The sequence below is a fragment of the Pseudomonas sp. p1(2021b) genome, from assembly GCF_020151015.1.
Classification (GTDB): Bacteria; Pseudomonadota; Gammaproteobacteria; order Pseudomonadales; family Pseudomonadaceae; genus Aquipseudomonas; species Aquipseudomonas putida_K.
Genome location: NZ_CP083746.1, coordinates 2,113,324 through 2,136,153 on the forward strand (window position 1 = coordinate 2,113,324; position 22,830 = coordinate 2,136,153).

General features: G+C 57.4%; 23 protein-coding genes and 3 pseudogenes. 10 read left to right on the forward strand and 16 right to left on the reverse strand.

Going from position 1 to position 22,830, the window contains the following annotated elements:
- Window positions 1-24: 24 nt before the first annotated feature.
- Genes K8374_RS10010 through K8374_RS10020 form a run of 3 tightly spaced genes read right to left on the reverse strand, consistent with a single transcriptional unit; the run spans window position 25 to window position 742 of the window.
- The gene (locus tag K8374_RS10010) at window positions 25-276 is read right to left on the reverse strand and encodes a hypothetical protein (protein WP_224458886.1); all 252 of its coding nucleotides are present in this window, start codon (window positions 274-276) and stop codon (window positions 25-27) included.
- On the reverse strand, window positions 273-521 hold the full coding sequence (locus K8374_RS10015; RefSeq protein WP_224458887.1) for a hypothetical protein: 249 nt from the start codon (window positions 519-521) through the stop codon (window positions 273-275). Before K8374_RS10015 ends, K8374_RS10010 begins: the two co-directional genes overlap by 4 nt.
- Window positions 518-742, reverse strand: coding sequence for a hypothetical protein (locus K8374_RS10020; protein ID WP_224458888.1), 225 nt, complete (start codon window positions 740-742; stop codon window positions 518-520). Before K8374_RS10020 ends, K8374_RS10015 begins: the two co-directional genes overlap by 4 nt.
- A gap of 52 nt (window positions 743-794) precedes the next feature.
- On the opposite strand from K8374_RS10020, the pseudogene K8374_RS10025 reads away from it, so the two are divergent.
- Window positions 795-1,151: pseudogene (locus K8374_RS10025) on the forward strand (phage tail protein); the annotation flags it as partial.
- Between the two features lie 215 nt (window positions 1,152-1,366).
- Here K8374_RS10025 and K8374_RS10030 read toward each other — a convergent pair.
- The gene (locus K8374_RS10030) at window positions 1,367-1,864 is read right to left on the reverse strand and encodes a hypothetical protein (RefSeq protein WP_224458889.1); all 498 of its coding nucleotides are present in this window, start codon (window positions 1,862-1,864) and stop codon (window positions 1,367-1,369) included.
- Window positions 1,865-2,308: 444 nt separating this feature from the next.
- Here K8374_RS10030 and K8374_RS10035 point away from each other — a divergent pair, with 444 nt between their 5' ends.
- Window positions 2,309-2,737, forward strand: coding sequence for a GIY-YIG nuclease family protein (locus K8374_RS10035; protein WP_224458890.1), 429 nt, complete (start codon window positions 2,309-2,311; stop codon window positions 2,735-2,737).
- Window positions 2,738-2,815: 78 nt separating this feature from the next.
- Here K8374_RS10035 and K8374_RS10040 read toward each other — a convergent pair whose 3' ends face one another.
- Window positions 2,816-3,097: a hypothetical protein gene (locus tag K8374_RS10040; RefSeq protein WP_224458891.1), complete on the reverse strand. Its 282-nt coding sequence runs from the start codon at window positions 3,095-3,097 to the stop codon at window positions 2,816-2,818.
- A gap of 103 nt (window positions 3,098-3,200) precedes the next feature.
- On the opposite strand from K8374_RS10040, the gene K8374_RS10045 reads away from it, so the two are divergent.
- Both K8374_RS10045 and K8374_RS10050 read left to right on the forward strand, forming a co-directional pair.
- Window positions 3,201-3,575 carry a DUF2513 domain-containing protein gene (locus tag K8374_RS10045; protein ID WP_224458892.1) on the forward strand — a complete coding sequence of 125 codons (375 nt, stop codon included), beginning with the start codon at window positions 3,201-3,203 and terminating at the stop codon, window positions 3,573-3,575.
- Between the two features lie 154 nt (window positions 3,576-3,729).
- Window positions 3,730-4,583: pseudogene (locus K8374_RS10050) on the forward strand (IS5 family transposase).
- 614 nt (window positions 4,584-5,197) lie between these two features.
- Here the strand turns inward: K8374_RS10050 and K8374_RS10055 are convergent.
- From K8374_RS10055 to tnpA, 4 genes are all read right to left on the reverse strand, one after another.
- The gene (locus K8374_RS10055) at window positions 5,198-5,524 is read right to left on the reverse strand and encodes a hypothetical protein (protein ID WP_224458893.1); all 327 of its coding nucleotides are present in this window, start codon (window positions 5,522-5,524) and stop codon (window positions 5,198-5,200) included.
- Between the two features lie 95 nt (window positions 5,525-5,619).
- Complete coding sequence (gene tnpC, locus K8374_RS10060; protein WP_224458894.1) at window positions 5,620-7,155, reverse strand: IS66 family transposase; 1,536 nt, start codon at window positions 7,153-7,155, stop codon at window positions 5,620-5,622.
- 61 nt (window positions 7,156-7,216) lie between these two features.
- Entirely contained in the window at window positions 7,217-7,552 is a 336-nt protein-coding gene (gene tnpB / locus K8374_RS10065) for an IS66 family insertion sequence element accessory protein TnpB (RefSeq protein ID WP_224457468.1), read from the reverse strand.
- Window positions 7,549-7,872, reverse strand: coding sequence for an IS66-like element accessory protein TnpA (tnpA, locus tag K8374_RS10070; RefSeq protein WP_224457469.1), 324 nt, complete (start codon window positions 7,870-7,872; stop codon window positions 7,549-7,551). Before tnpA ends, tnpB begins: the two co-directional genes overlap by 4 nt.
- Before the next feature lie 1,051 nt (window positions 7,873-8,923).
- Between tnpA and K8374_RS10075 the strand changes: the two are divergent.
- The 6 genes and pseudogenes from K8374_RS10075 to glsB all read left to right on the forward strand — a co-directional run.
- Window positions 8,924-9,040 (forward strand): annotated as a pseudogene (locus K8374_RS10075) (IS5/IS1182 family transposase); the annotation flags it as partial.
- 323 nt (window positions 9,041-9,363) lie between these two features.
- Entirely contained in the window at window positions 9,364-10,026 is a 663-nt protein-coding gene (locus K8374_RS10080; protein WP_224458895.1) for an HD domain-containing protein, read from the forward strand.
- A gap of 142 nt (window positions 10,027-10,168) precedes the next feature.
- Window positions 10,169-10,525 carry a hypothetical protein gene (locus K8374_RS10085; RefSeq protein ID WP_224458896.1) on the forward strand — a complete coding sequence of 119 codons (357 nt, stop codon included), beginning with the start codon at window positions 10,169-10,171 and terminating at the stop codon, window positions 10,523-10,525.
- 48 nt (window positions 10,526-10,573) lie between these two features.
- The gene (locus K8374_RS10090) at window positions 10,574-10,783 is read left to right on the forward strand and encodes a hypothetical protein (RefSeq protein WP_224458897.1); all 210 of its coding nucleotides are present in this window, start codon (window positions 10,574-10,576) and stop codon (window positions 10,781-10,783) included.
- Between the two features lie 552 nt (window positions 10,784-11,335).
- On the forward strand, window positions 11,336-16,465 hold the full coding sequence (locus K8374_RS10095) for a RecQ family ATP-dependent DNA helicase (RefSeq protein ID WP_224458898.1): 5,130 nt from the start codon (window positions 11,336-11,338) through the stop codon (window positions 16,463-16,465).
- Between the two features lie 244 nt (window positions 16,466-16,709).
- Window positions 16,710-17,618, forward strand: coding sequence for a glutaminase B (gene glsB, locus K8374_RS10100; protein WP_224458899.1), 909 nt, complete (start codon window positions 16,710-16,712; stop codon window positions 17,616-17,618).
- On the opposite strand, the gene K8374_RS10105 is transcribed toward glsB, so the two are convergent.
- From K8374_RS10105 to K8374_RS10135, 7 genes are all read right to left on the reverse strand, one after another.
- On the reverse strand, window positions 17,619-18,386 hold the full coding sequence (locus tag K8374_RS10105; RefSeq protein WP_224458900.1) for a hypothetical protein: 768 nt from the start codon (window positions 18,384-18,386) through the stop codon (window positions 17,619-17,621).
- 203 nt (window positions 18,387-18,589) lie between these two features.
- Window positions 18,590-18,727, reverse strand: coding sequence for a hypothetical protein (locus K8374_RS10110; RefSeq protein WP_224458901.1), 138 nt, complete (start codon window positions 18,725-18,727; stop codon window positions 18,590-18,592).
- On the reverse strand, window positions 18,727-18,903 hold the full coding sequence (locus tag K8374_RS10115; RefSeq protein ID WP_224458902.1) for a hypothetical protein: 177 nt from the start codon (window positions 18,901-18,903) through the stop codon (window positions 18,727-18,729). The genes K8374_RS10110 and K8374_RS10115 overlap by 1 nt, the downstream gene beginning before the upstream one ends.
- Window positions 18,893-19,234 carry a hypothetical protein gene (locus K8374_RS10120; protein ID WP_224458903.1) on the reverse strand — a complete coding sequence of 114 codons (342 nt, stop codon included), beginning with the start codon at window positions 19,232-19,234 and terminating at the stop codon, window positions 18,893-18,895. Before K8374_RS10120 ends, K8374_RS10115 begins: the two co-directional genes overlap by 11 nt.
- Window positions 19,225-20,325: a hypothetical protein gene (locus K8374_RS10125; protein ID WP_224458904.1), complete on the reverse strand. Its 1,101-nt coding sequence runs from the start codon at window positions 20,323-20,325 to the stop codon at window positions 19,225-19,227. The genes K8374_RS10120 and K8374_RS10125 overlap by 10 nt, the downstream gene beginning before the upstream one ends.
- 109 nt (window positions 20,326-20,434) lie before the next feature.
- Window positions 20,435-21,343 carry a hypothetical protein gene (locus tag K8374_RS10130; RefSeq protein ID WP_224458905.1) on the reverse strand — a complete coding sequence of 303 codons (909 nt, stop codon included), beginning with the start codon at window positions 21,341-21,343 and terminating at the stop codon, window positions 20,435-20,437.
- Between the two features lie 299 nt (window positions 21,344-21,642).
- Window positions 21,643-22,791 carry a helix-turn-helix transcriptional regulator gene (locus K8374_RS10135; protein WP_224458906.1) on the reverse strand — a complete coding sequence of 383 codons (1,149 nt, stop codon included), beginning with the start codon at window positions 22,789-22,791 and terminating at the stop codon, window positions 21,643-21,645.
- Between the last annotated feature and the right edge of the window lie 39 nt (window positions 22,792-22,830).

A 22,830-nucleotide genomic window follows, 5' to 3' on the forward strand; every position in this document is an offset into this window, starting at 1 on the left:
TCTGCTTTACATCGATAGGTGAGCTCATGGCTCTTCTCCACGGCGGCGGCGCTCTGTTGCCATTTCCATATCCAAATCGTGCCGCTCCTCGCTGATGATCTCGGCTACGGCCTTTTCGATTTGGTCCATTGCCTGCTGCTCGTCAGCTGCGCGGCGAATCATCACGCGCAGCAGCTGAATGGCCGCATCAAGGCGTGTCGGGTAGACCTGTGCCGAGAATCCGCCGGCTTCAAGTTCTTGAATCATGATCTGGCCGGAAACGCTCATTCCGCTCATGGCTTCACCCGGGCGGCGAGCATTGACTCGGCGTAGGCGTAACGCCAGCGCGTCATGCGCTGGACAAGATCGGTTTCGCCGAACGCCCAGCCAAAGTCATCTGGTACGCAAGGTGCGTGGGCCGCGAAGTAGTAGCGGAGGGTCATGCCTGACATGAGACGCTTGGCCTCGTCGACATGAGATGGCTGGAATGTGTCGTGGTCATACGAAACCGGGAACGCTGGTCCGCCTGTGTTTTTGCTCATGCTGCCTCCGGGTGCTTTTCGCCGCAGAACATGCAGTAGTTGCCAAGCACGTTGATGGTTGCCTTGGCCTTGATCTCTTTGCCCTTGGCGGTAGTGCGGGTTCCGACGACCTCGCATTTCGTATACTGGCGCCCAGCCGGAATGAGCATGTAGCCCTGCAATGTAGCCTTGGCGCCGGTGATTCGCCGGTCGCCGGTAGAGGCAAGTGCGGTTTTGTTCATCGGTTTACTGACCTCCCACCGATGTAGCCGGGAGTGACCTATCGACTGGGCATACCAGCGCGAGTGGGGGCTTGAGTTCCCGGCCTATGCCCGGGAGGACGGGTGGTGGGAGAAGGCCGATGGCCTGAGCCTGTACGAGCAGGCCTATGAGGCCGCTGGCTTCTACCAGGTCAGCCAGCCGGAGCGCGGCGACATGATCGTCATGGCCGTGGGACGCACTATGCACCCCGAACATGCCGGCATCTTCCTGGGTAGTGACGCCCGGCTGCCTGGTGAGCAGTCCCAGGTGTTCGGCCCTGGCCCGTTCCTGCTGCACCACCTGTACGGTAGGCCATCAGAAATCATCGTATTCGGCGGGCCCTGGCTCGACCGGACGCGCCTTGTATTGCGTCATCGGGACGCGAAGTGACGCATAGAGATCGCGGAGAGAAACATGCAGAACTGCTACACGCTCTCGCTCGCCGCTGCCTATGTCTTGGATAAGACGAGATACTCTGTCCAAGCAAGTCGATGCGGCGACGAGGAGCACAAGCGCGGTTTACTTTCGGAGCAAGTGGAGCATGAATGCAGTAGTAGGGATTTAAACTCATCCGTTATGGATTCTGCGCTTGCGCAGAGGATAGGTTAATCATTGAATTCGAATAGGTACTCATGTGTCTTTGAGTCCATGATTAGTCGACCCTTCTGCATGAACGACATGCCAAGTAGGACCTGATATTTGCGTCCCGTGTCGGTCAAAGAGGGCGCCGCAAAGTTGCCATTAAGATACTTGGTGTCTCCATTGGTTTTTACTCTGTAGTTAAGGTTGTAGTAGTTAATGTCTTTTGCAAATCCGCCTATGCCAGAACTGGTTGTGATGCCACTAGATTCAAAGCCTAAATTCTCAGCGAAATACTTGTCGATAGCCCGGTGATCAGCTCCAGTGTCCATAAGGGCTAGGGCTTTAGAAGCTCTGATTCCACCACTTGTATGTTGCTCAACCTCTATTTCGATGACGGGGATTACATCTAGTTCTTTAGGGGCTTCTGATAGCGATCCATCCTTATTAAGGAACTTGATTTGGACCGCGTTCTCGTCAATTACTGCTCTAGGGCGCATTGCCTCGTCCTTGTTGGTGGCCATTGGTTTTTTGGCGTAACGCTACTACGCAGCTGCTATTCCATGGTATTGGCATTTCATCCACGCTGGATGCCTGGCCAGGGCAGCGTGAAGGCCTGTTGTCTAAGGCGCTCAAACGGTGATAGCGTGTTGCCTCCATGCATCGATGAGGTTTTTATGGCTACGCGATTCAAATCCAACAGTGAGCTTGAAGCTTGGGACCGTTATTTCGCAGCCGCACTGAGCACCTCAGTTGCCCCAGGCGCTCTGAAAAACACCTCATCCAGTGCTCTGACTGAGGCTCTTGAGCATGCGGCGGCAACCGCAGATGCGATGATGGTCATTCGGGCGCGAAGAGAGCCGAAGCTTTGAAACTGTAAGCCCAGCCCCGCGCTGGGCTTTTTGTATCTGACACCGCGCGGTTGGTGCTTGTGATATCGTTTTGCCTCTAAGCAGTGGAGGCGTTCGATGAAAGTCAAAAATTGGGATGGCTGGGAGCCCGAGTGGCTGAAGCTCGTAGATCATTATCGAAGCGCACCGGCAGTGCCTGGCGTGTACATCATTTGTGCAGACCGTTCTATCGCGCGAGCGGTGGGCATTGACGATAACGGTATTTTGACTGTCGGAGAGTCGGATAACCTCAAGCGCCGTCTTGCGGCATTTATTCGATGCGCGCGTACGAAAGGTGCTACCGGCCACATGGCAGGATGGCGGTTCAGCTTCGCGTCGTTCGAAAAGATGTTCCCACTGGACACGCTTTGGGTGAGCTGGTATCCCACCGCCGATAAAGCAGCGGCATACGCGAAGGAAGGCGAGATGCTGGGCCTGTATCTGGCAGAGCACTACGAACTACCTCCGTTGAACTACAAGTTCAACTGGTCTCCCCAAGAGCTGTGATCGGTTAGCCAGCCCCGCGCTGGGCTTTTTGCGTCTAACTCCGGTCTGCGCCTAGCTGTCGCCGCGCCACGAGATGGCTTAGTCGAGGCTGTTCTCTTCTCGCTCTGCTTCAGCGTCCTGCGCAACGAACATCGCAGCTATGGTCTCGGTGTGCTTCTTCTGAGTGGTCGAGTAGAACATGCATCGGTTTAAGAGAAATCTTTTCATGCTTCGGGCCGAGATGAGGTGATTGGGCTCTACCTCCAGTACCTCAACTCGACCATTACTCGAGCTGGTCACCTCAATTGAGTAGTTTGCGATCGTGCCGTCGACGCGTTCAGTGTGGCCGAGGCATTTGAAGGAGAGGGTGGGTTCGGGCACGTCGGGCTCCAGTGGTTGTCGTAGGGCTGACCGTGTATACACATAGACCCCATTCTATAAGTTATAGAATGGGGTCTATGTGTATGGACAGGTGGAGGGAATAATGAGGTTGGACAAAGAGCTTGTACGGGACATTCTCCTTGCCGTCGAGGCCCACGATGACCCGCAAGGATGGATGGAGCTGAGTATCGAGGGGCGCTCAAGCGAAGAGGTATCCTATCACGTCATGCTGCTCGACGAAGCTGGTTTGGTTTCAGGTATCGATCTCGGATCTATTGGCCATTTTGAATGGCAGCCAAGACGGCTGACCTACAAGGGCCATGAGTTCCTTGACTCGGTTCGAGATCCAGAGATCTGGCGCAGAACAAAGGAAGGGGCGGAGACGGCTGGTGTCGCGGGCCTGGGCTTCCTGGTTGAGCTTGGGAAGGCGTATTGCAAGCAGATGCTCCAAGACAAGCTTGGTTTGAGCTTGTCCTGATCTGGCGTCTAACAACCTGCTATGTGCCTATGACTTCCTCACATTCCGAATCTCTCCCTAGGCTCTGTCTGAAATGCCAAGAAACTGAAAATGTGGCGCCGGAACGGCCTTGGTTTTGTACAGTCACCGACCATCTACGGAAAGGAATTCTGTGATGGCAAAGCGTTATGAACTCTCGGACGAAGCGTGGGCAGTGGTCGCTGATCTGTTTACAGCAGCGCACGTCAGGGGCAGGCCCCGCAATAGTGATCGCTTGATGCTCGATGGTGTGCTCTGGGTTCTCTGCTCTGGAGCAGCCTGGCGAGATATGCCTGAGCGCTTCGGGTCTTGGGCTACGGTCTATCACCGCTTCCGAGTCTGGCGAAACAGCGGAATATTCGATCAGATGCTAAGACGATTGCACCTCAAACTCAATGACAAAGGCTTGATCGACCCCACACCTGGATGATCGACTCCACTGCTGTTCGAGCAACCCGTGCTTCATCTGGAGCGCGAAAAAAAGGGGGCCTGACGAGCCTGCCGATCACGCTATAGGCCGCAGTCGCGGCGGTCTGACAACCAAATCCATATGCTATGCGACGCCAACGGGATACCGTTGCGCTTCCTTCTCTCTGGTGGCCAAGCCAGTGACATTAGCTACGCCCAGCCACTGCTGGACGACGTCAGCATTCCATCAAGCCAACGAGGTCGTCCGCGCAGCGCTGCAAATGGCTGCTTGCCGACAAGGGCTACGACGCCGAGGCCTTGCGCCATTACTGCGACCGATATCGGATGCAGCCGGTCATACCGCTGCGCTCAATGAAGCGCAAGCCCAAGCCCGGCTTGCCGAGGCTGTTTGATCGCCCCAAATATCGACAGCGCAGCATCATCGAGCGCATGTTCGGCTGGCTAAAAGAGAACCGCCGAATCGTCACGCGCTTCGACAAGCTCGCAAAAAGTTATGCCGCAATGGTCTCGCTGGCCTGTGTCATGCGGTGTATGCGACGGTATTTTTCAGACAGAGCCTAGCAAACCATACACCCACCGCAATCACCATCAGGCATATGAACACAACATCCCATGCTCTATGCTCAACGGCCGCCAGGATTGCGAAAAATTGAAGGGCACCAGCCCACCATAGAAACGGTTTGATTTTCGAGTAGCGCATAGCTCACCTCGCCACACCCAACTATCAGAACGTTAGTCTAGTCTCGACTCCGATGCGGAGCTTGATCAACTGACCAAGGCGGCAAACAAGGCTTCGCCAGCCGATTAGCGTGGACCGGTGCTGGCGATTTTGAAGAGGAGGCAGGCGTGAAAATGGGAGAAGTCACGCAAAAGTCACGCAAATGAAAAAGGCCACTCCTTTCGGAAATGGCCTAAGTCATTGAGGTATATGGTCGGGACGGAGTGATTCGAACACTCGACCCCTTGCACCATGGCGAGAACTCTACGAAAAATCAGGCTTTCAGCGGCTCTGATGGCGTTTCAAAGGTTTTCATACAGAACCTAGGGATGCACAGCGTTTAGAGCTTCATAAGCAACCAAGTACGAAATAGACAGCACCTGAACGATGCCGCGTTCCCTGGTGTGCACGGCATACCCTACGCAAGAATGCCTCGACTGCTGACGTCTATGCAGCCTCACAGCTCTTTGGCCAGACATGAGCGTTCGAACGTCTGCCGTTGCTCCACGGAAAGGCCGGCCACCTTGTCCGAAGCCATCATTCGGGCACAGACAGTCTCCCATTGCAACTCCAGCTTGATCATGGATGGCTGCCAAACATTGAACGTAAAAGCCAGTTGTGTGACAAGCAAGACAGCCACGAAAGAAACGAAGCCGTTCTTGCTGGGCGCCCAGAATCGCTTCATCGGTAAGAGGCAACAGTGCAGGTACAACGCCAGAGGCGGCACTATGAAATAAAGCGCATGGATAGGTTCGGCTCGGAAGTATTCGTCTATCGTGAGCATTCTTTGTAGCAACCGATCGACCAGGAAAAGCAGCAGGGGAACTATCAGCAACAGTAACAGGGAAGTAAGCGAGCCGCGAACACACCTTGCGCTCGTTAAGCAGGCGTCCACTGATGCGGCAACAAGGCCTCGATCTCGCTCGCCCGTTGAGTAGGCAGTCGTGTCAGCACGTCCTTGAGGTAGGCATACGGATCATGTCCATTCATACGCGCCGACTGGATCAAGCTCATGATCGCAGCCGCGCGTTTGCCACTGCGCAGTGATCCAGCAAACAACCAATTGGCACGTCCAAGTGCCCACGGTCGTATTTGGTTCTCGACGTGGTTGTTATCGATGGGCAACGCGCCGTCGTCCAGGTAGCGCGTCAGCGCTACCCAACGTTTCAAGCTGTAATCGAGAGCCTTGGCGATGGCCGAGCCTTCTGGCACCAGCTCGCGCTGGGTCAGCATCCAGTCATGCAGTTTTTCAGCGATGGGAACCGCATCCTGCTGACGTATTCGTCGGCGGTCTTCTTCGCTCATGTCCTTGGCCTGTCGTTCGACCTCGTAGAGCGCACCAATCGTTAGAAGCGCCTGCTCGGCCAACTGACTCTTGTTCGCCGCATGCAAGTCAAAGAACTTGCGGCGCGCATGGGCCATGCAGCCAACCTCGACGATGCCTTGTTCGAAACTGGCCTTGTAGCCGGCAAAGTCATCGCACACCAACTTGCCGCGCCAGTCGTCCAGGAAGTTACGCGCATGCTCGCCGGCACGGCTCGGGCTGAAGTCGTAGACCACGGATTTCAGCTCTGCGTAAGCAGTGCTGCTGTAGGCCCACACATAACTTCGATGGGTTTTCTTTTCACCTGGTGCCAGCATCTGAACCGGTGTTTCATCGGCATGGATGACCGGTTGCGCCAGCACCGCTTCACGCAGTGCATCGACCAATGGTTGAAGCTGAACACCTGTTTGCCCAACCCAGCGGGCCAGTGTCGAACGGGGAATGGCCAAGCCGGCGCGGCCAAAGATCTTTTCCTGCCGGTACAGCGGCAGATGGTCAGCGAACTTGGCCACCATCACATGGGCCAACAGGCCTGCGGTGGGGATGCCTTTGTCGATGACTTGTGCCGGAACCGGCGCCTGGATCAGGGTTTCGCAAGCTCGGCAGGCCCATTTGCCACGTACATGCTGCTCGACCGTGAACACACCTGGCGTGTAATCGAGCTTTTCGCTGACATCTTCACCGATGCGTTGAAGCTCGCAGCCACACGCGCATTGGGTGTTGTCGGGTTCATGGCGGATAACCGTACGCGGAAGCTGTGCTGGCAGTGGTGCGCGCTTGGGCTTCTGGCTTGGCTCTTTTGGGGCCGGGTCGGGATGAAGTGCGTTCAGCTCAGCTTCGATGGCCTCAAGGTCGACGTTGAGCAAATCATCGAGCAGACGGCCTTGCTCTGGGCTGATTTGTTCGCTGCGCTTGGCGTACTTATGGCGTTTGAGAACGGCAATCTCGTGCGTGAGTTGCTCGATGATGATTTTGTCGTTTTGGATCTTGCGACTCATCGCCTCGACTTGAGACTGCAATGTCAGCGTCTGCGCGAGCAGCGCACGCAGCTCTGCTGGAGTCAGTTGGTCGAGGTCGGGTAAGGAAGTCATGCCGCCAATTGTGCCAGAGCACCGCACTGGCGGCGATTGGCGGTTATGCCAATGGCAAGCACTAAAGCCGTGTGATGGTGCTGTTGGCCCCCATGCGCTGCCAAGGTAACCCCATGATGAGCGCCTGAAGTTGCTCGCTGTCCAGTTCCACTTGAGCGCCGTGACGAATACCCGGCCAGTGGAATTTACCCTGGTTGAGTCGGCGTGCTGCCAGCCACACGCCAACGCCGTCATGTACCAGCACCTTTATCCGGTTGGCGCGACGGTTGGCGAAGAGATAAGCGCAGTGCGGCTTCGCCGCACCGAAGACCGCGACAACACGGGCCAAGGCCGTTTCGGTGCCGGCGCGCATGTCCATGGGCTCGGTGGCCAGCCAGATGGTATCGATACGGATCATTTGACGAGGCCGCGAATGAAGCGGGCGCAGCCATCGGGATCGACAGTGGGCCAGATCACTGTGAGTGTGTGTTGTTTGAACGGAATTTCGATACGCGCCAACGTTGGTTGCGCAGGCGCAGATTCAGTCTTCATCGTCAGCGGCACGAATGCAGGTAACGCGTCAGGTTGGCGGTCACGATAGAGCGGAATCCATTTGCGCACTAGGTTGGCATTGATGCCATGGCGCAGCGCGATGCTGGCTATCGACACGTCAGGTTGAAGACATTCCTGGACGACTTGGGCTTTGAACGGTTTTGGATAAGAGGTGCGCTGGCGCATGGTGATCCTTGCGATAAGGGCGATGGTGTCCACGTATTTTTAGGTGGACACCATCGCCCTTAATGCTGGGATTCTGAAGGTGTGTTGGCTGGCCGCTTACACAGGGAATAGCAGCGCGCATAATGCAAGGTCAGCAGGTACGCTCCCTGAATACACGTGTGGCCTGCAGGCCTGCGAAAGGCCATGCATGTAAGGACCAGCAGAAAGAAGCAGCCCGTCGAAAAATAGGCATAGTAGGCAAATCCCAGGAACAGGGCCTGGATGTTCGAAAACACTGATGCGGCGCTGGACAGGTCCACCCCTACCACGAAAGCGGAACTGTAGGCGACGATAAGCGCCACCACAGACAGGCTTAGAAGTATGTCATACAAGGCATACCTCATCTGGCCTTGCCCCAACTCTGCCAGTGTTTCCACTCTGGGGCGAAGCAAGAGTCCAGCTACTCTACACACATACTCTACGAAGGGTACCTTCTCCCTCATTATCCTGAACGGTTCAAGCAGCAAGTAACGACCCAAGATTTTTCTCCCATTGCTTACAGCGGTGTACTACCTTAGCGGAATGGCCAAGACGTTGGTCCAGGATATTTCCTATGGCGTGATGCTTTATTCCCAGGGTAGCTAGGCGTTTGAAGCCAATTCCAGTGGTGGTAGGCCATAGCGCTAAGGCGAAATCATGAAAGTGGCGTGCGGCTTTTCTTCTGCGTGCGTAGGACGTTTCCGAAAGGCGGTATTTCCTTCGAATCGGTATTGAGGTGGGCTGAACGGCCTTCTAGGCTCCATCTGGTTCGTCGTTCTTCATCGATGAGGGCTGGCCAGGCTACGGGCAGAGATCTGCGTAGGGTTGCGTAGGTCGGTTTGGTTGCCCTGGTTGGTGTTGAACGGCGAACACTTAGGTTTTCAAGCGCCTCCGGCTGATGCTGGGACGTTCGTTTTTGTAGTGAAGGTATTTCGGGGGCAGGCTGGATGGCCGGGATGGGGTATGCATCGCGAGGCCGCTTTGCGGCCTTTTCGCGGCACGAGGGAGATGTGCTTGGGGGCGTGAGGGTGTTATCGGGCGACTGTTCGGCTAGCTGAAGGAGCATCGCCGCTTGGCGACACGCTATTGCAAGCTCGCGAAAAGTTATGCCGCCATGGTCACGTTGGCCTGCTGGCGGCAGTGTCTATGACAGTACTTTCCGCACACTGCCTAGTGTGGTGTTTCATAAATAACGACCATGCTCATGCGGCGTTGTCGCTCCTCGCCGTAGCTGGGCTACGACTCGTCGCGACGCCTTGCCTGAGCGCAAAAATCGCTCGCGAGTTATTGGTCGTATTTGCAAAACACCACACTAGAATTCACGTTGACCATGTGCAACGAAAAACAGGCACAGGGAGTATCTTTGGGAAATGGCCTACATGGAAGAGCCTTTTTCTGATTTCTCGCACGTTATCCTTCACAGCTTGTAGCGCTTGCTGCAGCGCATTCAAGCCGAAATGGAACGCACCACCGATGACCAGCGAAGCTTTTGCCCCTTTTCAACACCTCGCCGCTCAACTGCTGAAACATCTACCACCAGACCACCACGATGGTTCCCACGACCTAGCTCACATCCATCGCGTATGGGTAAACGCGCAGCGCATCCAGCGGGCAGAGGGTGGCGATCTGGAAGTGCTGCTCGCGGCAACAGTGCTGCACGACTGTGTCGCGGTCGAGAAGAACTCTCCGTTGCGTGGCCAGGCGTCGAGCTTGTCGGCGGACAAGGCCGCATCCGTCCTCACTGTCATGGGCTGGCCAGAGCCACGTGTTGCGCAGGTGGCACACGCGGTGAAAACCCACAGCTATTCCGCTGGCTTCGAACCACTGAGCCTTGAAGCCCGGATACTTCAAGACAGCGATCGCCTGGACGCTATCGGTGCGCTGGGTATCGCCCGATGTTTCTACGTGTCCGGGCGGATGGGATCGGCGCTCTATGACTTCGCGAATCCTGTGGCGCGGGGGAGGGAATACCAGGACGCGCGATATGCCATCGAACACTTTCATACCAAGCTGCTCAGGCTTGCGTCGGGCTTCAAAACACCTGAAGGGGCTCGCCTCGCCGCCATACGCCACGCCCGGCTCGAAGCGTACCTGGCGGATTTCATGGACGAGATCGGGGCTGTCAGCGCTGATTGATGTCAGGGCAACCACGAATTGCCAGCCTACTCAACCGCCGCGCCAGCCTTTTGCGCCACCGGTCGCACCCAAGGCACTACCGCCAGCCGTTCCCGTCCGACGTTCAAGCGCACCTTCATTGCACCAACCGAGGAGAACGCCCATGGCAATCGAGCAGAACGGCCCCGAAGCACCGTCCCCAGGCCCTGCGCCAACCCCGCCCGGCACAGGCCATGGCTCTGGCCTTGAGCAGACCGAATCCGAGCCCAAGCAAGGTATCGACGAGGCATGGTCCAAAAATCGCCCCGTCGATTGGGCCCCGCCGCCTGGCAAACCCGGCTCGGACCAGGACGGGCAGCTGGAGCGGGACAATGGCAGCGCAACGACCAAAGACGAGCAGGTCGGCAGTGGTGATGGGGAAGCCTCGCTACCTACGGATGACGAGGGCCCTATCAAGGAAGAGATGCAGGACGTGGAGGCCAACAATTCGGTTTCTGCCGAGCATCCACAACCGCGCTGATGGACGGCCCGAAAATGGTTCACACAGTTTCTTGAGAGGTATGCAGCGATGAGCCTCGATCCGAGTGCACAAGGCGGTACGAACCCTTCACCCGATCCGGCAGTTGACCCCGACCGTCCGACCATCCCCGACCCTGACGACGACCCACTGATGAACGAAGAGGAAGGCGGTGATTGGCAGGAGGATGACAGCCTGGCTGATGATGGCAGGCAGAGCGTGGAGCAGCCTGCGGTAGATCTCGATCAGCGCCGGAAGTAATCATTGCCAAAGCAGGCCAGGCGCCACAGAGCTTGCCCGTGGACGCGGGTAAGCCTGCTTTCATGAGCGGCACATCGGCGGGGACCTGTGGGAGATAACCCAGCCCTTTGGGCTGCGCTGTCGAGCAGAGAACAAGCGGCTAGTGCTGCCCCTGTGGGGGCTTAATCCGCGATCAAGGGCGACGGTGATATCGGGCCGGGCCTAATCGCGGGACAAGCCCGTACACATTGGATTGCAAAATCAAATGGACCATGTATAGAAGAGTGAACATTTCGTCGCCATTGCCCCCGCGCACCTGTTTTTTCTTTCAGGAAAAACAGTGAGTTACCTTTTGTTTGATAAAAGCGGCTTCAACCGCGAACACTGGCGCAGCTAGCGCCATGCCCCGCGTTGGATTCTTCGCGGGCGAGCGAGATCTCATGAGTTCTTCGATAACGTGAAGTAGGAACAATGACTGCCGCGATCTTGTAAGTACGGCGTCACGCTTTCGTTGCTGTCGTTTTGCCTTTAGAATGCGACCAGGTATTTGCAGTAGCAGGGATCGCATCAGGGATGTCGTCACCTCCCCAACCCAAGAGTTTGGTTATCGACCTAGAAGTTGCTCCAAGTAAGGCCGGGCAGCCAGATCATATCTTTAAGGTTGGAGCGACGCGACCTGACCTGGGGGTGGAGCTTGATCGTAAGGTCTCGAAAAATCTCCCTGAGATTCTCGCTGAAGTCGATGCATTGTCCGATGGGGCAGGCTTCCTTCTGGGGCATAACGTCATCGAGCATGACTTGCCGATCCTCAAGCAGCAGGCGCCGGAGCTAGCGCTGCATTCACTGCCAGTCATCGACACCTTAAGGCTGTCTCCGCTGGCTTTTCCGCAGAACCCGTATCACCGGCTGGTCAAGGATTACAAACTAATTCGGGACAGCCTCAACTCGCCGCTTGCAGACTGTCGTTCAACGCTGGTGCTGTTCAGAGATCAGCAAGATGCATTCGCGCAGTTGAATGAGACCAATCGTGCTGAGCTGCTCTGCTACCAAGCATTGCTTGCCCCAAGCATAAAGAGCGATCTGGGATCATTTTTCGCTTCGCTAACGGGGCAGACTGCAATTTCGATTCCGGATCTTCAGCGGCTCATTCCGAGTCTATTGGCGGAAGCCGATCCATCACTGGATCGTGATCTTAAGGTATGTAGAACTCGACTGGACGCTCTCCTGGCTGAGGACCTTGCGCAGAAGGATTTACATCTGCCCTTGGCCTATGCCCTTGCGTGGTTAAGGGTGTCGGGGGGCAATTCAGTCCTTGCTCCTTGGGTGCGGCATCAGTTCTCTGCTGTTGGGCGATTGATTGCTGAGCTCCGGGACGTTCCCTGCGGCCGTTCAGACTGCCGCTACTGCTGCACGACCCATGATCCGCGCCATGAGTTGAAGCGCTACTTCGGCTTTGCTGATTTCCGCTACGAACGACCCGGTGAGAGCCTGCAACACGATGTAGTGCTTGCTGGCATGCAGGGCAGGCATGTGCTCGCGATCCTGGCAACCGGTGGTGGCAAATCACTGTGCTATCAGCTGCCGGCGCTGAATCGCTTTTATCGAAATGGCAGCCTGACCATCATTATTTCTCCCTTGCAGTCGCTGATGAAGGACCAGGTCGACGGGCTTCTTGAGCGAAATGTGCAGTGTGCCGCGACGCTCAATGGCTTATTGACCATGCCTGAGCGTGCTGACGTGCTGGAGAAGATCCAGATGGGCGACGTCGGCATTTTGCTGGTGTCGCCTGAACAGTTTCGAAACAAGGCTTTCCGGCGTGCGATACGCCAGCGCCAGATCGGAGCTTGGATTTTTGATGAGGCCCACTGCTTGTCGAAATGGGGAAATGATTTCCGCCCGGATTACATGTACGCCTCGCGCTTCATTCGCGAGCATACAGGCGACCACCCCCTGGCCCCCATTGGCTGCTTCACTGCAACGGCTAAGCCGGATGTGTTGGCTGACATCCGTGCGCATTTCAAGGAAAGTCTCGGGATTGAGTTTGATCAGTTCCTGGGGACCCATGAGCGAACGAATCTTAGCTTTGAAGTACTGCCCTGCAGTCGAGGCGAGAAATGGCCAAGAACCCATCAGCTGCTTGAGGATCACCTCGGAAGCCAGGACGGTGGTGCGGTTGTTTTCGTTGCAAGCCGCAAGGGTGCTGAAGAGCTTTCAGCGTTTCTGGTCGGGCAAGGATGGCCGTGCCGCCATTTTCACGCCGGGCTTGAGCCCAATGACAAGAAAGATATTCAGGACGACTTCAAGGCCGGGCGGCTCCGCATCATCGTCGCCACCAATGCCTTTGGCATGGGCGTCGACAAATCCGATATCCGCTTGGTAGTTCACGCAGACATTCCTGGTTCGCTGGAAAACTACCTTCAAGAGGCAGGCAGGGCAGGGCGCGACCAGGATGCAGCACGCTGTGTGCTGCTTTATGACTCGCAGGATATTGAGACCCAGTTTGGGTTATGCGAGCGCTCTAAGCTCAGCCTCCGTGACATCCAACAAATTCTCCGCAAGCTGCGTTTCGAGTATGCCAGGCGTAAGGGCGGCGAGCTGGTCATCACCGCCGGCGAGATTCTCATGGATGAGACCGTCGAGACCTCGTTCGACGCTGCTGACAGTGATGCCGAAACCAAAGTGGTCACCGCAGTTGCTTGGCTGGAACGAGGGCAATACCTCAAACGGGAGGAAAACAGCACACAGATTTTTCCGGCACGTCTGAGCCTGAGCGAATCGGAGGCCGAGCAGCGTTTGCTCAAGGCCAATCTCTCGGAGCGGCGCCGTGAGGAGTTTGGCGCAATTTTGAAATATCTCTACCAAGCCGACGCAGATGAGCGGGTGAATACAGACAACCTGATGTCGCTCACCAGCCTAACGTCTGAGGAAGTCATTAGTACCCTAAAGCAGATGGAAGAACTGGGGTTGCTCGTCAACGACACACAATTGACCGTATTGCTGCGTCACGGCGTGGTGGGGGCTTCCATTCAGCGCTTGGAGCAGACCTTGGCATTAGAGGAGGCGCTGTTCGAAGTACTCAGCGAACTGGCGCCGGATGCCGAGGATGGTACTTGGCAGGATCTCAACCTCGCCGCTCTCACGGCGGGACTTAAAGCCAGACTAGAGCAGGAGGAAGTCATTCCGTTGCAGGTGCTTCGCCTGCTGCGTAGCCTCTCTCAAGATCGTGAAAGCAACAGCCAGCCGCGTAGCAGTTTTGAGCTCAAACAGGTCAATCACGATTACATCAAGCTGAAGATTCAAGGTAAGTACAGCTGGTCACAGATTGAGCGTTTTGGTGAAAAGCGCCGAATCATTGCCAGCAAGCTGCTTCAGTTCTTGATTGGAAAGCTGGCGCCGGCCTCCAAGGGCAAGGATCTGATGGTGCAGTCCACCTTCGGTGAGTTGGTCGGTGTGATCGAGTCGGACCTGGAGCTATCACAGGTCATCCCCCCGAACCAACGTCACAGAGCAATTGAGCATGTGCTGTTGTACCTGCACAAGCAGGATGTGTTGACGCTCAATCACGGGATGACGGTGATGCGTCGGGCAATGACCATTGAGGTAAACGCAGACAAGAAGGGCAGCTACCTCAAAGACGATTATCTGCGTCTCGATGAGCATTACAGCGAGAAGCGTATCCAGGTCCATGTGATGCGTGAGTATGCCGAGGTCGCACTCGGCGCCATGGCGAGTGCGCTGGAGCTGGTGCTGCACTATTTCACGGACTCAAAAGATGCCTTTTTGCAGCGCTATTTCGCTGGCCGCGAAGAGGTGCTTAAGCATGCCACCAGTGAAGAGTCCTGGAGATCCATTGTTGAGGATCTAAGCACTCAACAGCGACTCATTGTGATCGATGACGACGACGTTAATCGCTTGGTGTTGGCAGGGCCAGGATCTGGCAAAACTCGCGTAATCGTTCACCGTATCGCTTATTTGCTGCGTGTCCGGCGGATTCCAGCCAATGCCATTGTGGCGTTGACCTTCAATCGGCATGCGGCCAATGAAATTCGTAAGCGTCTTTTGAGTCTGGTTGGAGCTGATGCCTACGGTGTCAGCGTCATGACCTATCACAGTATGGCCATGCGCCTGACGGGCACTCGCTTTGAGCGTAGGGATGTTGTTGACGAAAGGGCTCTGAAACAGGTCCTGGAGGACGCTGTTGAGCTTTTGGAGGGTAAGGGAACTGCCGATGGCGAGGATGACCTGCGTGAGCAGTTGTTACGTGGCTACCGCTACATCCTGGTTGATGAATACCAAGACATCGATGCCCTGCAATACCGTTTGGTGAGTGCGCTTGCAGGTAGGCAGTCCAGTGAGGAAGGGCGTTTGTGCATTTTGGCGGTGGGGGACGATGATCAGAATATCTACGCTTGGCGCGACACCAACAACCGATACATCGAACGCTTTCGCGAGGATTACTCCGCCGCTACCAGCTATCTTGTCGAGAACTATCGCTCGACTCAACGCATTATTGCCGCCGCAAATCAGCTGGTCGGCAACAACCCTGGGCGCCTGAAAGCGTCCTATCCCATCCGAATCAACCGGGAGCGCCAGTCGAATCCTCTCGGTGGTCAGTGGCAGACGCTCGATTCAGGTCGATCTGGGCGGGTTACGCGACTGGCCGTTGAATCCAGCGATAGAGCTGTTGGCAACCTTCAGGCGCAGGCTGCTATACGCGAACTCAAGCGACTGCTGGCACTGGAAGAGGGTAGCTGGAGTGGATGCGCTATTCTTGCCCGTACCCATCAGTATCTGTGGCCAGTCCAGGCGCTTTGCGAGCTTGCCGGAGTTCCGTACTTTCTGGCCTCGGATAAAGACAGTGCGCTGCCCATCACTCGGCAGCGTGATTTCGTGGCGGTTGTTGATCGACTTCGAGAAGTCAACGAGGCGCTTTCGGCTGCTATGGCATGGCAGCAGGTGTCTGCTGGGGTGAGTGAGAGCTGGCGTAGCTTTTTCCAGGAGGCTTTCACCCAATTGCAGGTCGAGCTGGGTGAGTGCCAGCTCAACAGTGCTGCAATCGTGGACTGGCTCTATGACTACGCTCGGGAGATGCGGCAGCAGGCCAGGAGTGGCCTGTATCTGGGCACGGTACATTCAGCGAAAGGCCTAGAGTTCAGGCATGTCGTTCTGCTTGATGGTGGCTGGAATGTTCAGACTGAGGGGCTTAACGATGAACGCCGGTTGTACTACGTGGGTATGACGCGCGCAGAGCAGACGCTGACGCTGTGTGAGTTCAGTGCAGCGAATCCTTTCAGTGGGAGTCTGTCGGCTGACATCGCGCAGCAGACCTTTACCGGCGATTACAGTGCAGCCTTGGAGCGGCGTTACCTGCAGCTCAGTCTGAAAGACATCGATATCGGCTTTGCCGGACGTAGCTCTGCAACAGACCCCATCCATGAGGCACTGAGGTGCTTGGAGCCGGGAGCGGAGCTGAAGCTTGAAAAACAGGGCGACCGCTACCTGATATGGGATGGTCAGGGGCGAGTTGTCGGGCGGACTTCTCAGTCTTTTAAGCTGGATCTTGAGGTTGAGCGATGCGAGGTTGCGGGTGTGGTAGTTCGGTTCCTGGAGGACAGCGAGGAACAGTATCGGTCTCTGCAGAAATGCGAGCGCTGGGCGATCGTTGTTCCAAGGGTTTGTGGACTGCCCCTGCCTGCGCTGTAGTGCCAGGGAATGTGCCGCCTATCTGCATAATGAGCGTCCGTCTAATTTCATGATGTAGCGTCGTCCAAAATGATCGTCAAACCAAACACAGCATAGGTTATGGTTTCCAGACTACGACAGTACGGGCACGTCCCTGAACGCCCCGTCAGCCATTTCTTCGCAAACATGTGATTTCTCCCCCACAGCCTGCGTCAAGAATGCCACCCCTTGCTGTCGTCTGGGGGACTGATACATAAGGCCTTCCATGCAAACGCTGTTGAACGAAATTCTCGACGAAGTGCGTCCCTTGATCGGCAAGGGCAAAGTGGCTGACTACATCCCCGCGCTGGCCGATGTCCCGGCGAACCGGCTGGGCATCGCGGTCTATGGCAACGATGGCAGCTATTACTGCGCAGGCGACGCGCGGGTGTCGTTTTCGGTGCAGAGCATTTCCAAGGTGTTCAGCCTGGTTCAGGCGATTGGCCACTCGGGGGAGGCGATCTGGGAACGGTTGGGTCATGAGCCCTCGGGCCAGCCGTTCAACTCACTGGTGCAGCTGGAATTCGAGCGCGGGCGTCCGCGTAATCCCTTCATCAACGCGGGGGCACTGGTGATTTGCGATATCAACCAATCGCGCTTCGCGGCACCTACGTTGTCGATGCGCGATTTCGTACGTCGGTTGTCGGGCAACCCGCATATTTCAATCGATACCCGTGTGGCTGAATCGGAGTATCAGTTCCGCGCACGCAACGCGGCCATGGCCTATCTGATGCAATCGTTCGGTAACTTCCATAACGAAGTCGAGGCGGTGCTGCGCAGTTATTTCAGCTATTGCGCGCTGCAGATGAATTGCCTGGATCTAGCCCGGGCATTCTGTTTCCTGGCCAATGATGGGTACTGCAAGCACAGTGGTAACCAGATCTTGACCCAACGCCAAACTCAGCAGGTGAATTCGATCATGGCCACCAGCGGGCTCTATGACGAAGCCGGCAACTTCGCTTATCGGGTAGGGTTGCCTGGCAAGAGTGGTGTAGGTGGCGGGATCGTGGCGATCGTACCGGGCCAATTCACCGTTTGCGTGTGGTCGCCGGAGTTGAATGCTGCTGGTAACTCCCTTGCCGGGATGGCCGCGCTCGAGTTGCTCAGCTCACGGATTGGGTGGTCGGTGTTCTGATCATCTACGTGAACGCAATGCCGCCGCCAGGCCTACGGTCAGTACCACCGCCAACACAACCGCAAGGGCAAACGTCGCCGCGATCCCCAGCGTTTCAAGCAAACCCGCCACCGCCAAGTAGAACGCAATAACCCCCACGGCCCCGATGGCATTCCCGCGCACCATCGCTGCCATCCCTGCGCGCCCGCTCTGCACATGGGCGAACACCACCAATGGCCAGGCAATCACCGGAATCGGCGCCAGCATGCCGCTGGCCGCTGGCCCCAGCCAGCTGGCGAAGCCGGTGGTGACCATCAGCAGGGTAGTGGCGGCCACCATGCGCAGGGGGATTTCCCAGTAGCGGTGGCGAGGTTTGGCGAGAATGTCGGGTTTGGGCTCGTGGGCGGTGGCGCGGATCAACCAGGCGATCAGTGCCAGGGAGGCGGCAATCGACAGGTACAGGCTGCCCCCATGGGTGAAGGCGTAGGCGGCCAGGGCGTAGAACACCAGTGCCAGCAGTACGGCCAGGCCGATTTCGACGCGTCGGGTGGCGTACAGGTAGCAGGTGTAGGTGGCCTGTACCGCGGCCAGGCCGCCCAGGGCGCCGGGGACTGCGTTCAGGGTGAACGCGGTGCCTTGTTCCAGGCTCAGGAAAGTCATCACCAGCGCCGAGGTGATCGGCAGGCCTGAAAGCAGGCCGCCCAGCAGCCCGCCCCAGCGCCGGGAGGCGAGCGAGACGGCCCACATCAGCAGCGGTGTGACGATGAGTTTGAGGTAGAAGAGGGTCATTATGGTTGGGGGCCGTCCTTGGTTACCGATGGCCTCTATTGAGCTGGGCTGCCACTGACACCGCCAGTAGGAGCCCCAGAATGACGAACAGTCGTTTCCATAGCGTGTTCAGCGCAGCTTGGCGGTTCATGGGCCTTCTCGTGTTTGTCGGGACCCCCTTCACTGACTGACGATAGACCATTGGACAGGCACTGGGCGGTGCCCTAGGTACCTTTTTTGAACACCTTCGACTTGGCCTGTTTCATCTTCCGATGCCTGGCGGCACGCCGGCTTTCAAAAAGGCTGAACGACAGCACGAAGAAGAGAATTGCCAGCACCACCAGCCCAATCAGAATCGCCATTATTGATTTCGCCCTTTCAGTTTTTTCTCGAGCATTGCATGTTCCTCGTCCAACTTTTTCTGCCGCTTCCTTTCCTGTCGGTCGGAAGCGAACTTGCCTGCCAATGTGCCACCGAGTGACGCGGCGATAACGCCGGTCACCACCGCGAAGGCTTTGATGATCTTGTCAGCCGACATAGCCGTACGCCTGGTTCAATGCTTTATAAAAGGCCTTTTCGACCGCTCCGTTATCGAAGGGCTCCCGTCCATGTGCCTGGATCAAAGTATTCCTGATCGCCTGGATCTGTTGGCCATGGGCCTTGAGGTCGGCATCGCCTGTGGCGAATGCGTACCGCAGTTTTTCCAGCTCGACGATCGCCTGCAGTTGGGCCTGGCCCGCGGCATCCAGGCGGATGGTCGTGGCGACAGCCTTTGCTGCGCGCTCGACCAGCGCGGGGGCACAGTACTCGTCGGAGGACTCGAAGTGATATTCATTGCCGGGGGCAAGTGCATGGTCGGTCAGGCGCATTGGCATTTCACCCAGTCATCGAAAGTAATGGATTCGTTTTCAAGCAATGCGAGCGACCGGTCGTAGCTCTGGACGATCTCGCGGTGCTGGCGGTTGCAGATCAACACGACCTTGCCGGCGTTCCACAGGAACGGGCCGGCAATCAGGTAGTTGAGTTTTCCAGTACGCCCGGCCGTGCCGGAGGCCAGCAGCATCATCTGGATGACCACGGCGGTGCCATAGGCAATGGTGCTCATCTGCGCAAGGTGCAGCGCCTTCTCATCATCACTGGCGCAAACCTTGTAGAAGGCGATGCCATGGTGTCCTTTCAACAGCATCTTGATGATGGCGTACGAGGCGATGTCTGCGGCGTTGATGGTTCCGTACTCTTTACCCAGCGCATCCATCAACGGGTTTTCAGCGCTGTAGCCAGAGACCTTGGTTTCGTCTTTCACCCATTGGGTGAACAGCGAGCTGAAGGGCAGGGGCAGCCCATCGGTGGTGGGAAGATCGCTCAGGTAATGGGTCAGGATGTGCAGGATGGCCTTGACATGCCCGCCAATGAAACCTGCATCGGGAAAGCCAAGCTGCATCTGCTCCAGGATCAGGCTGTAGAGCGTTCTGCCGCCGACCGAGGCGCCCCCGATCGTGTAGTCCTCGGGTAGCTTCTGCCATAGGTTGAAGTCGTGTCCGAAGATATAACGATGCTTGGCGCCGGTCCTGTAGTCGATGGGGCTGGGCCCGCTTCCCGCTTTGTAGGGTTCATGCAGCCGCTTGAAGAACGCCTCGAGGGCCTCGCCATTGCTGTTGGTGAAATGAGCAAGGAGTACGCCGATGATGCCCATCCCGACAGCGGTACCCATCTGCGTTTTCGTCAGTGCAGGGTAGGAGGTATCGATTTCGAGCTGCTCGAGCAGGCCCTCGAACGTGATTGAGCCGACCACCGCGGCTGCTCTTTCGGACAACGTCAGTGGCTCAAGGGCAGGGGAGGGATCGGCTGTGCCTGTTTGCAGGGCGCTGAGGTAGGTGACTTCGGTTGCCTTTTCGTTCCAGTAGGCATCGTCGGAGGAGGTGCTGAGGTAAGACCTCAATCCCCTGAGCAGCGTACGCATGTGGTTTCCCTGCCAATCAAATGCTTGTGTCGATGGAAAGAGCGTATCAGGGGTAATGTCTTAATGCCATTATCTATGGCTGGGACGTGTCAGTGATCGGGCGGTGGCTTCATTCCCGCAACAACGCGATCACCGCTGCCTGGCTTTTCTTCTGCGGCGTACAGGCGATCGTCTCGAAACGGTACCCCAATACCTCGTCGGGAATGGCAATGGCCGCCGTGTCGTTGGATAGTGGCGCCACCGTAACGCCCTCAAGGTCCGAAAGGCCACAGTACGATGCCGGCAAGTTGAACGTGGCAAACGCGATCGCCTGGCGTGCCCAGGTTTCGTAGTTCTTGCGGGTGAACAGCTCCTCCATCATCGGGCCGAAGATGAACACGCACATGAACATGGCGACGATGGCGGTCATGTCCGGCTTGACGTCGTATTTGCGTTTTTCCTTCATGCTGAAGTAGTCACGGACCATGCTGCGCAGCATCAGGAAGCCAGAGAGGAACATCACCGAGAAGCTCAACAGCAGCGTCAGGCCTGCGAACCACAGGGCAGGGTTCATGGCGGCACTCAACAATACCTGGGCGTTGGGCAGATCGCGGGCGGGCAGGTGGGTCAGCTCGGCGATCAGTTGGTCGGTATAGACTTTCGAAAGCGTCGCCACCGCCACCGCCGCAACTGCCAGCACTGGTTTCCATGGTAGCTTCTCCTGTAGCCACTTGATCCGAGGTTCGAAATAACAACGCAGGTACCACAGCCCGGACACGCCGGTAAGCAGCAGAAGGGTAAGCCCTATCGGCTGGTCAATGGCCAGGCCGCTCATTTTCAACCCGGCGACGGCGTACAGCAGCAGTGTGCAGACGAAGAACAGCAGCATCGAGTAATGCAGGCGTGTCCAGCCCAGGACAATCAGGTAGTTGCGGTAATACCAGACCCGTTTGCGAGGTGATTGGCGGACGTTGGCCACGTAGCCTTTCAACGCGGGCGCGAATACGAAGACGAGAAGCAGTAGAAGGACCTCGGACATAGCTGTTCCTTTTTGAAACCTGTGACAGCAGTGGCATTCATTTGCCGTTGAGGCTGATTGTGCCCGGCGGGTGGAAAGGATTCACCCCGGGTTGGTGGATTTCGGATGCGTCCGACAAGACTTTTTAGCCGGCAGTGAAACCTGTAGGAGCGGGCTTGCCCCGCGATCAAGGGCGTAGCCCTTGCCATGCAGCCGCGATGGCAGGTTAGGCCCAATCGCGGGGCAAGCCCGCTCCTACGAGGTCTGTGCTATCCGTCTGTGCTCTGCATGACAGCGCCCAGGCGCTGGTCGTAGAAGGCTCAGCCCAGCGAGGCCACGCTGTTGAGCAATGTCTTCACCAACTGCGCCTGCCGCGTGGCGCCGGTCTTGGCGAACACCCCGCGCAAGTGCGCCCGTACGGTATTGCGCGACACGTTCAGCGCTTCGGCCGTCTCGTCCAGGGTCTGCCCATCCATCACCAGCATCGCCACCTCCGTCTCGGTGGGCGTCAGCTGGAACAGGCTGCGCAGCAGGTGGCGCGAGGCCTGGGGCGAGTCCGCCGGGTCGCGGATGAACAGCGCCACCGCTGGCCGTCGTGCGCCTTTGCGGGCTTGGTAGTTCAGGGGGATGGGGCGTAGCAGCAGGTTCAACGGCATTTCCCCGCTCGGGCGGGACAAGGTGAGCACTTCCAGCTCGTCCAACCCGCGCTGGCGGTGCCTCAGGACGGTCTGGATGGATTGCTGCAACGCGCGGTTCTCATGGTTGACGAAGGCGCACAGTTTCTCCTGCTTGCACACCAGCCCGTCGCCACTGGCGAACAGGCGCTGTGCCGCGCTGTTGCAGCGCAGGGTGCGGCCGTTCTCGTCGAGGATCACCGTGCCGACCATCAGCCGGTCGATGGTCGCGGCATACAGCTGGCGTTCAGAGTCGAGCTGGTCGACCGCCGAATGCAGGTCCACGGCCTGTTGCAGATGCGGCAGCAGCAGGCGGACCAGGGCGATTTCGTCGACCTCGAAGTCGTGGCTGGTGTGGCCGCGGCTGGCGAACAGAGCGCAGTGCATGCCGGCGGTGGTGACCATGTTGGCAACCAGCACATGGCGCAGGTCCAGCGGTTGCAGGTAATTGCGATAGAAGTCGTGGGCCAGCCAGGGCTCGGTGCCGAGCATCTGGTCGGCGGTGGCCACCTTGTCGGCGGGCCATTCGAGGAACGGGCAGATCGAATAGTAGTACTCGCTGTAGGACGGCTCGCCGGGCAGCAGCGCGCCGTGTACCGAGGCGTTGACGATCAAGCCGGGGCGTTCGTGTTCCGGGTTGCGCAGCACCAGGGTGATGAAGCTCGCGTCCAGGCGTTGGCGCAGCTGCTCCAGGAAGCTGGCCCAGGGCGTGGCTTCCAGCGGGCCCTGGTAGGCCAGGGCGAGCAGGGCGCTGAGGGCTTCGGTGGCGATGGGGGCCGAGTGGTGGGCGGTCATGCTGCGCCTCGTGGATGAGGGGGTGGGGGCAGTATTGAT

Bases quoted from the DNA above. Each gene is read 5' to 3' on its own strand.
- K8374_RS10135 (WP_224458906.1), bottom strand. From the start codon at position 22,791: ATGACCGCCCACCACTCGGCCCCCATCGCCACCGAAGCCCTCAGCGCC.
- K8374_RS10030 (WP_224458889.1), bottom strand. From the start codon at position 1,864: ATGGCCACCAACAAGGACGAGGCAATGCGCCCTAGAGCAGTAATTGAC.
- K8374_RS10020 (WP_224458888.1), bottom strand. From the start codon at position 742: ATGAACAAAACCGCACTTGCCTCTACCGGCGACCGGCGAATCACCGGC.
- K8374_RS10095 (WP_224458898.1), top strand. From the start codon at position 11,336: ATGTCGTCACCTCCCCAACCCAAGAGTTTGGTTATCGACCTAGAAGTT.
- K8374_RS10125 (WP_224458904.1), bottom strand. From the start codon at position 20,325: ATGCGTACGCTGCTCAGGGGATTGAGGTCTTACCTCAGCACCTCCTCC.
- glsB (WP_224458899.1), top strand. From the start codon at position 16,710: ATGCAAACGCTGTTGAACGAAATTCTCGACGAAGTGCGTCCCTTGATC.
- tnpB (WP_224457468.1), bottom strand. From the start codon at position 7,552: ATGATCCGTATCGATACCATCTGGCTGGCCACCGAGCCCATGGACATG.
- K8374_RS10130 (WP_224458905.1), bottom strand. From the start codon at position 21,343: ATGTCCGAGGTCCTTCTACTGCTTCTCGTCTTCGTATTCGCGCCCGCG.
- tnpC (WP_224458894.1), bottom strand. From the start codon at position 7,155: ATGACTTCCTTACCCGACCTCGACCAACTGACTCCAGCAGAGCTGCGT.
- K8374_RS10055 (WP_224458893.1), bottom strand. From the start codon at position 5,524: ATGCTCACGATAGACGAATACTTCCGAGCCGAACCTATCCATGCGCTT.
- K8374_RS10110 (WP_224458901.1), bottom strand. From the start codon at position 18,727: ATGGCGATTCTGATTGGGCTGGTGGTGCTGGCAATTCTCTTCTTCGTG.
- K8374_RS10015 (WP_224458887.1), bottom strand. From the start codon at position 521: ATGAGCAAAAACACAGGCGGACCAGCGTTCCCGGTTTCGTATGACCAC.
- K8374_RS10035 (WP_224458890.1), top strand. From the start codon at position 2,309: ATGAAAGTCAAAAATTGGGATGGCTGGGAGCCCGAGTGGCTGAAGCTC.
- K8374_RS10105 (WP_224458900.1), bottom strand. From the start codon at position 18,386: ATGACCCTCTTCTACCTCAAACTCATCGTCACACCGCTGCTGATGTGG.
- tnpA (WP_224457469.1), bottom strand. From the start codon at position 7,872: ATGCGCCAGCGCACCTCTTATCCAAAACCGTTCAAAGCCCAAGTCGTC.
- K8374_RS10010 (WP_224458886.1), bottom strand. From the start codon at position 276: ATGAGCGGAATGAGCGTTTCCGGCCAGATCATGATTCAAGAACTTGAA.
- K8374_RS10090 (WP_224458897.1), top strand. From the start codon at position 10,574: ATGAGCCTCGATCCGAGTGCACAAGGCGGTACGAACCCTTCACCCGAT.
- K8374_RS10085 (WP_224458896.1), top strand. From the start codon at position 10,169: ATGGCAATCGAGCAGAACGGCCCCGAAGCACCGTCCCCAGGCCCTGCG.
- K8374_RS10120 (WP_224458903.1), bottom strand. From the start codon at position 19,234: ATGCGCCTGACCGACCATGCACTTGCCCCCGGCAATGAATATCACTTC.
- K8374_RS10045 (WP_224458892.1), top strand. From the start codon at position 3,201: ATGAGGTTGGACAAAGAGCTTGTACGGGACATTCTCCTTGCCGTCGAG.
- K8374_RS10115 (WP_224458902.1), bottom strand. From the start codon at position 18,903: ATGTCGGCTGACAAGATCATCAAAGCCTTCGCGGTGGTGACCGGCGTT.
- K8374_RS10080 (WP_224458895.1), top strand. From the start codon at position 9,364: ATGACCAGCGAAGCTTTTGCCCCTTTTCAACACCTCGCCGCTCAACTG.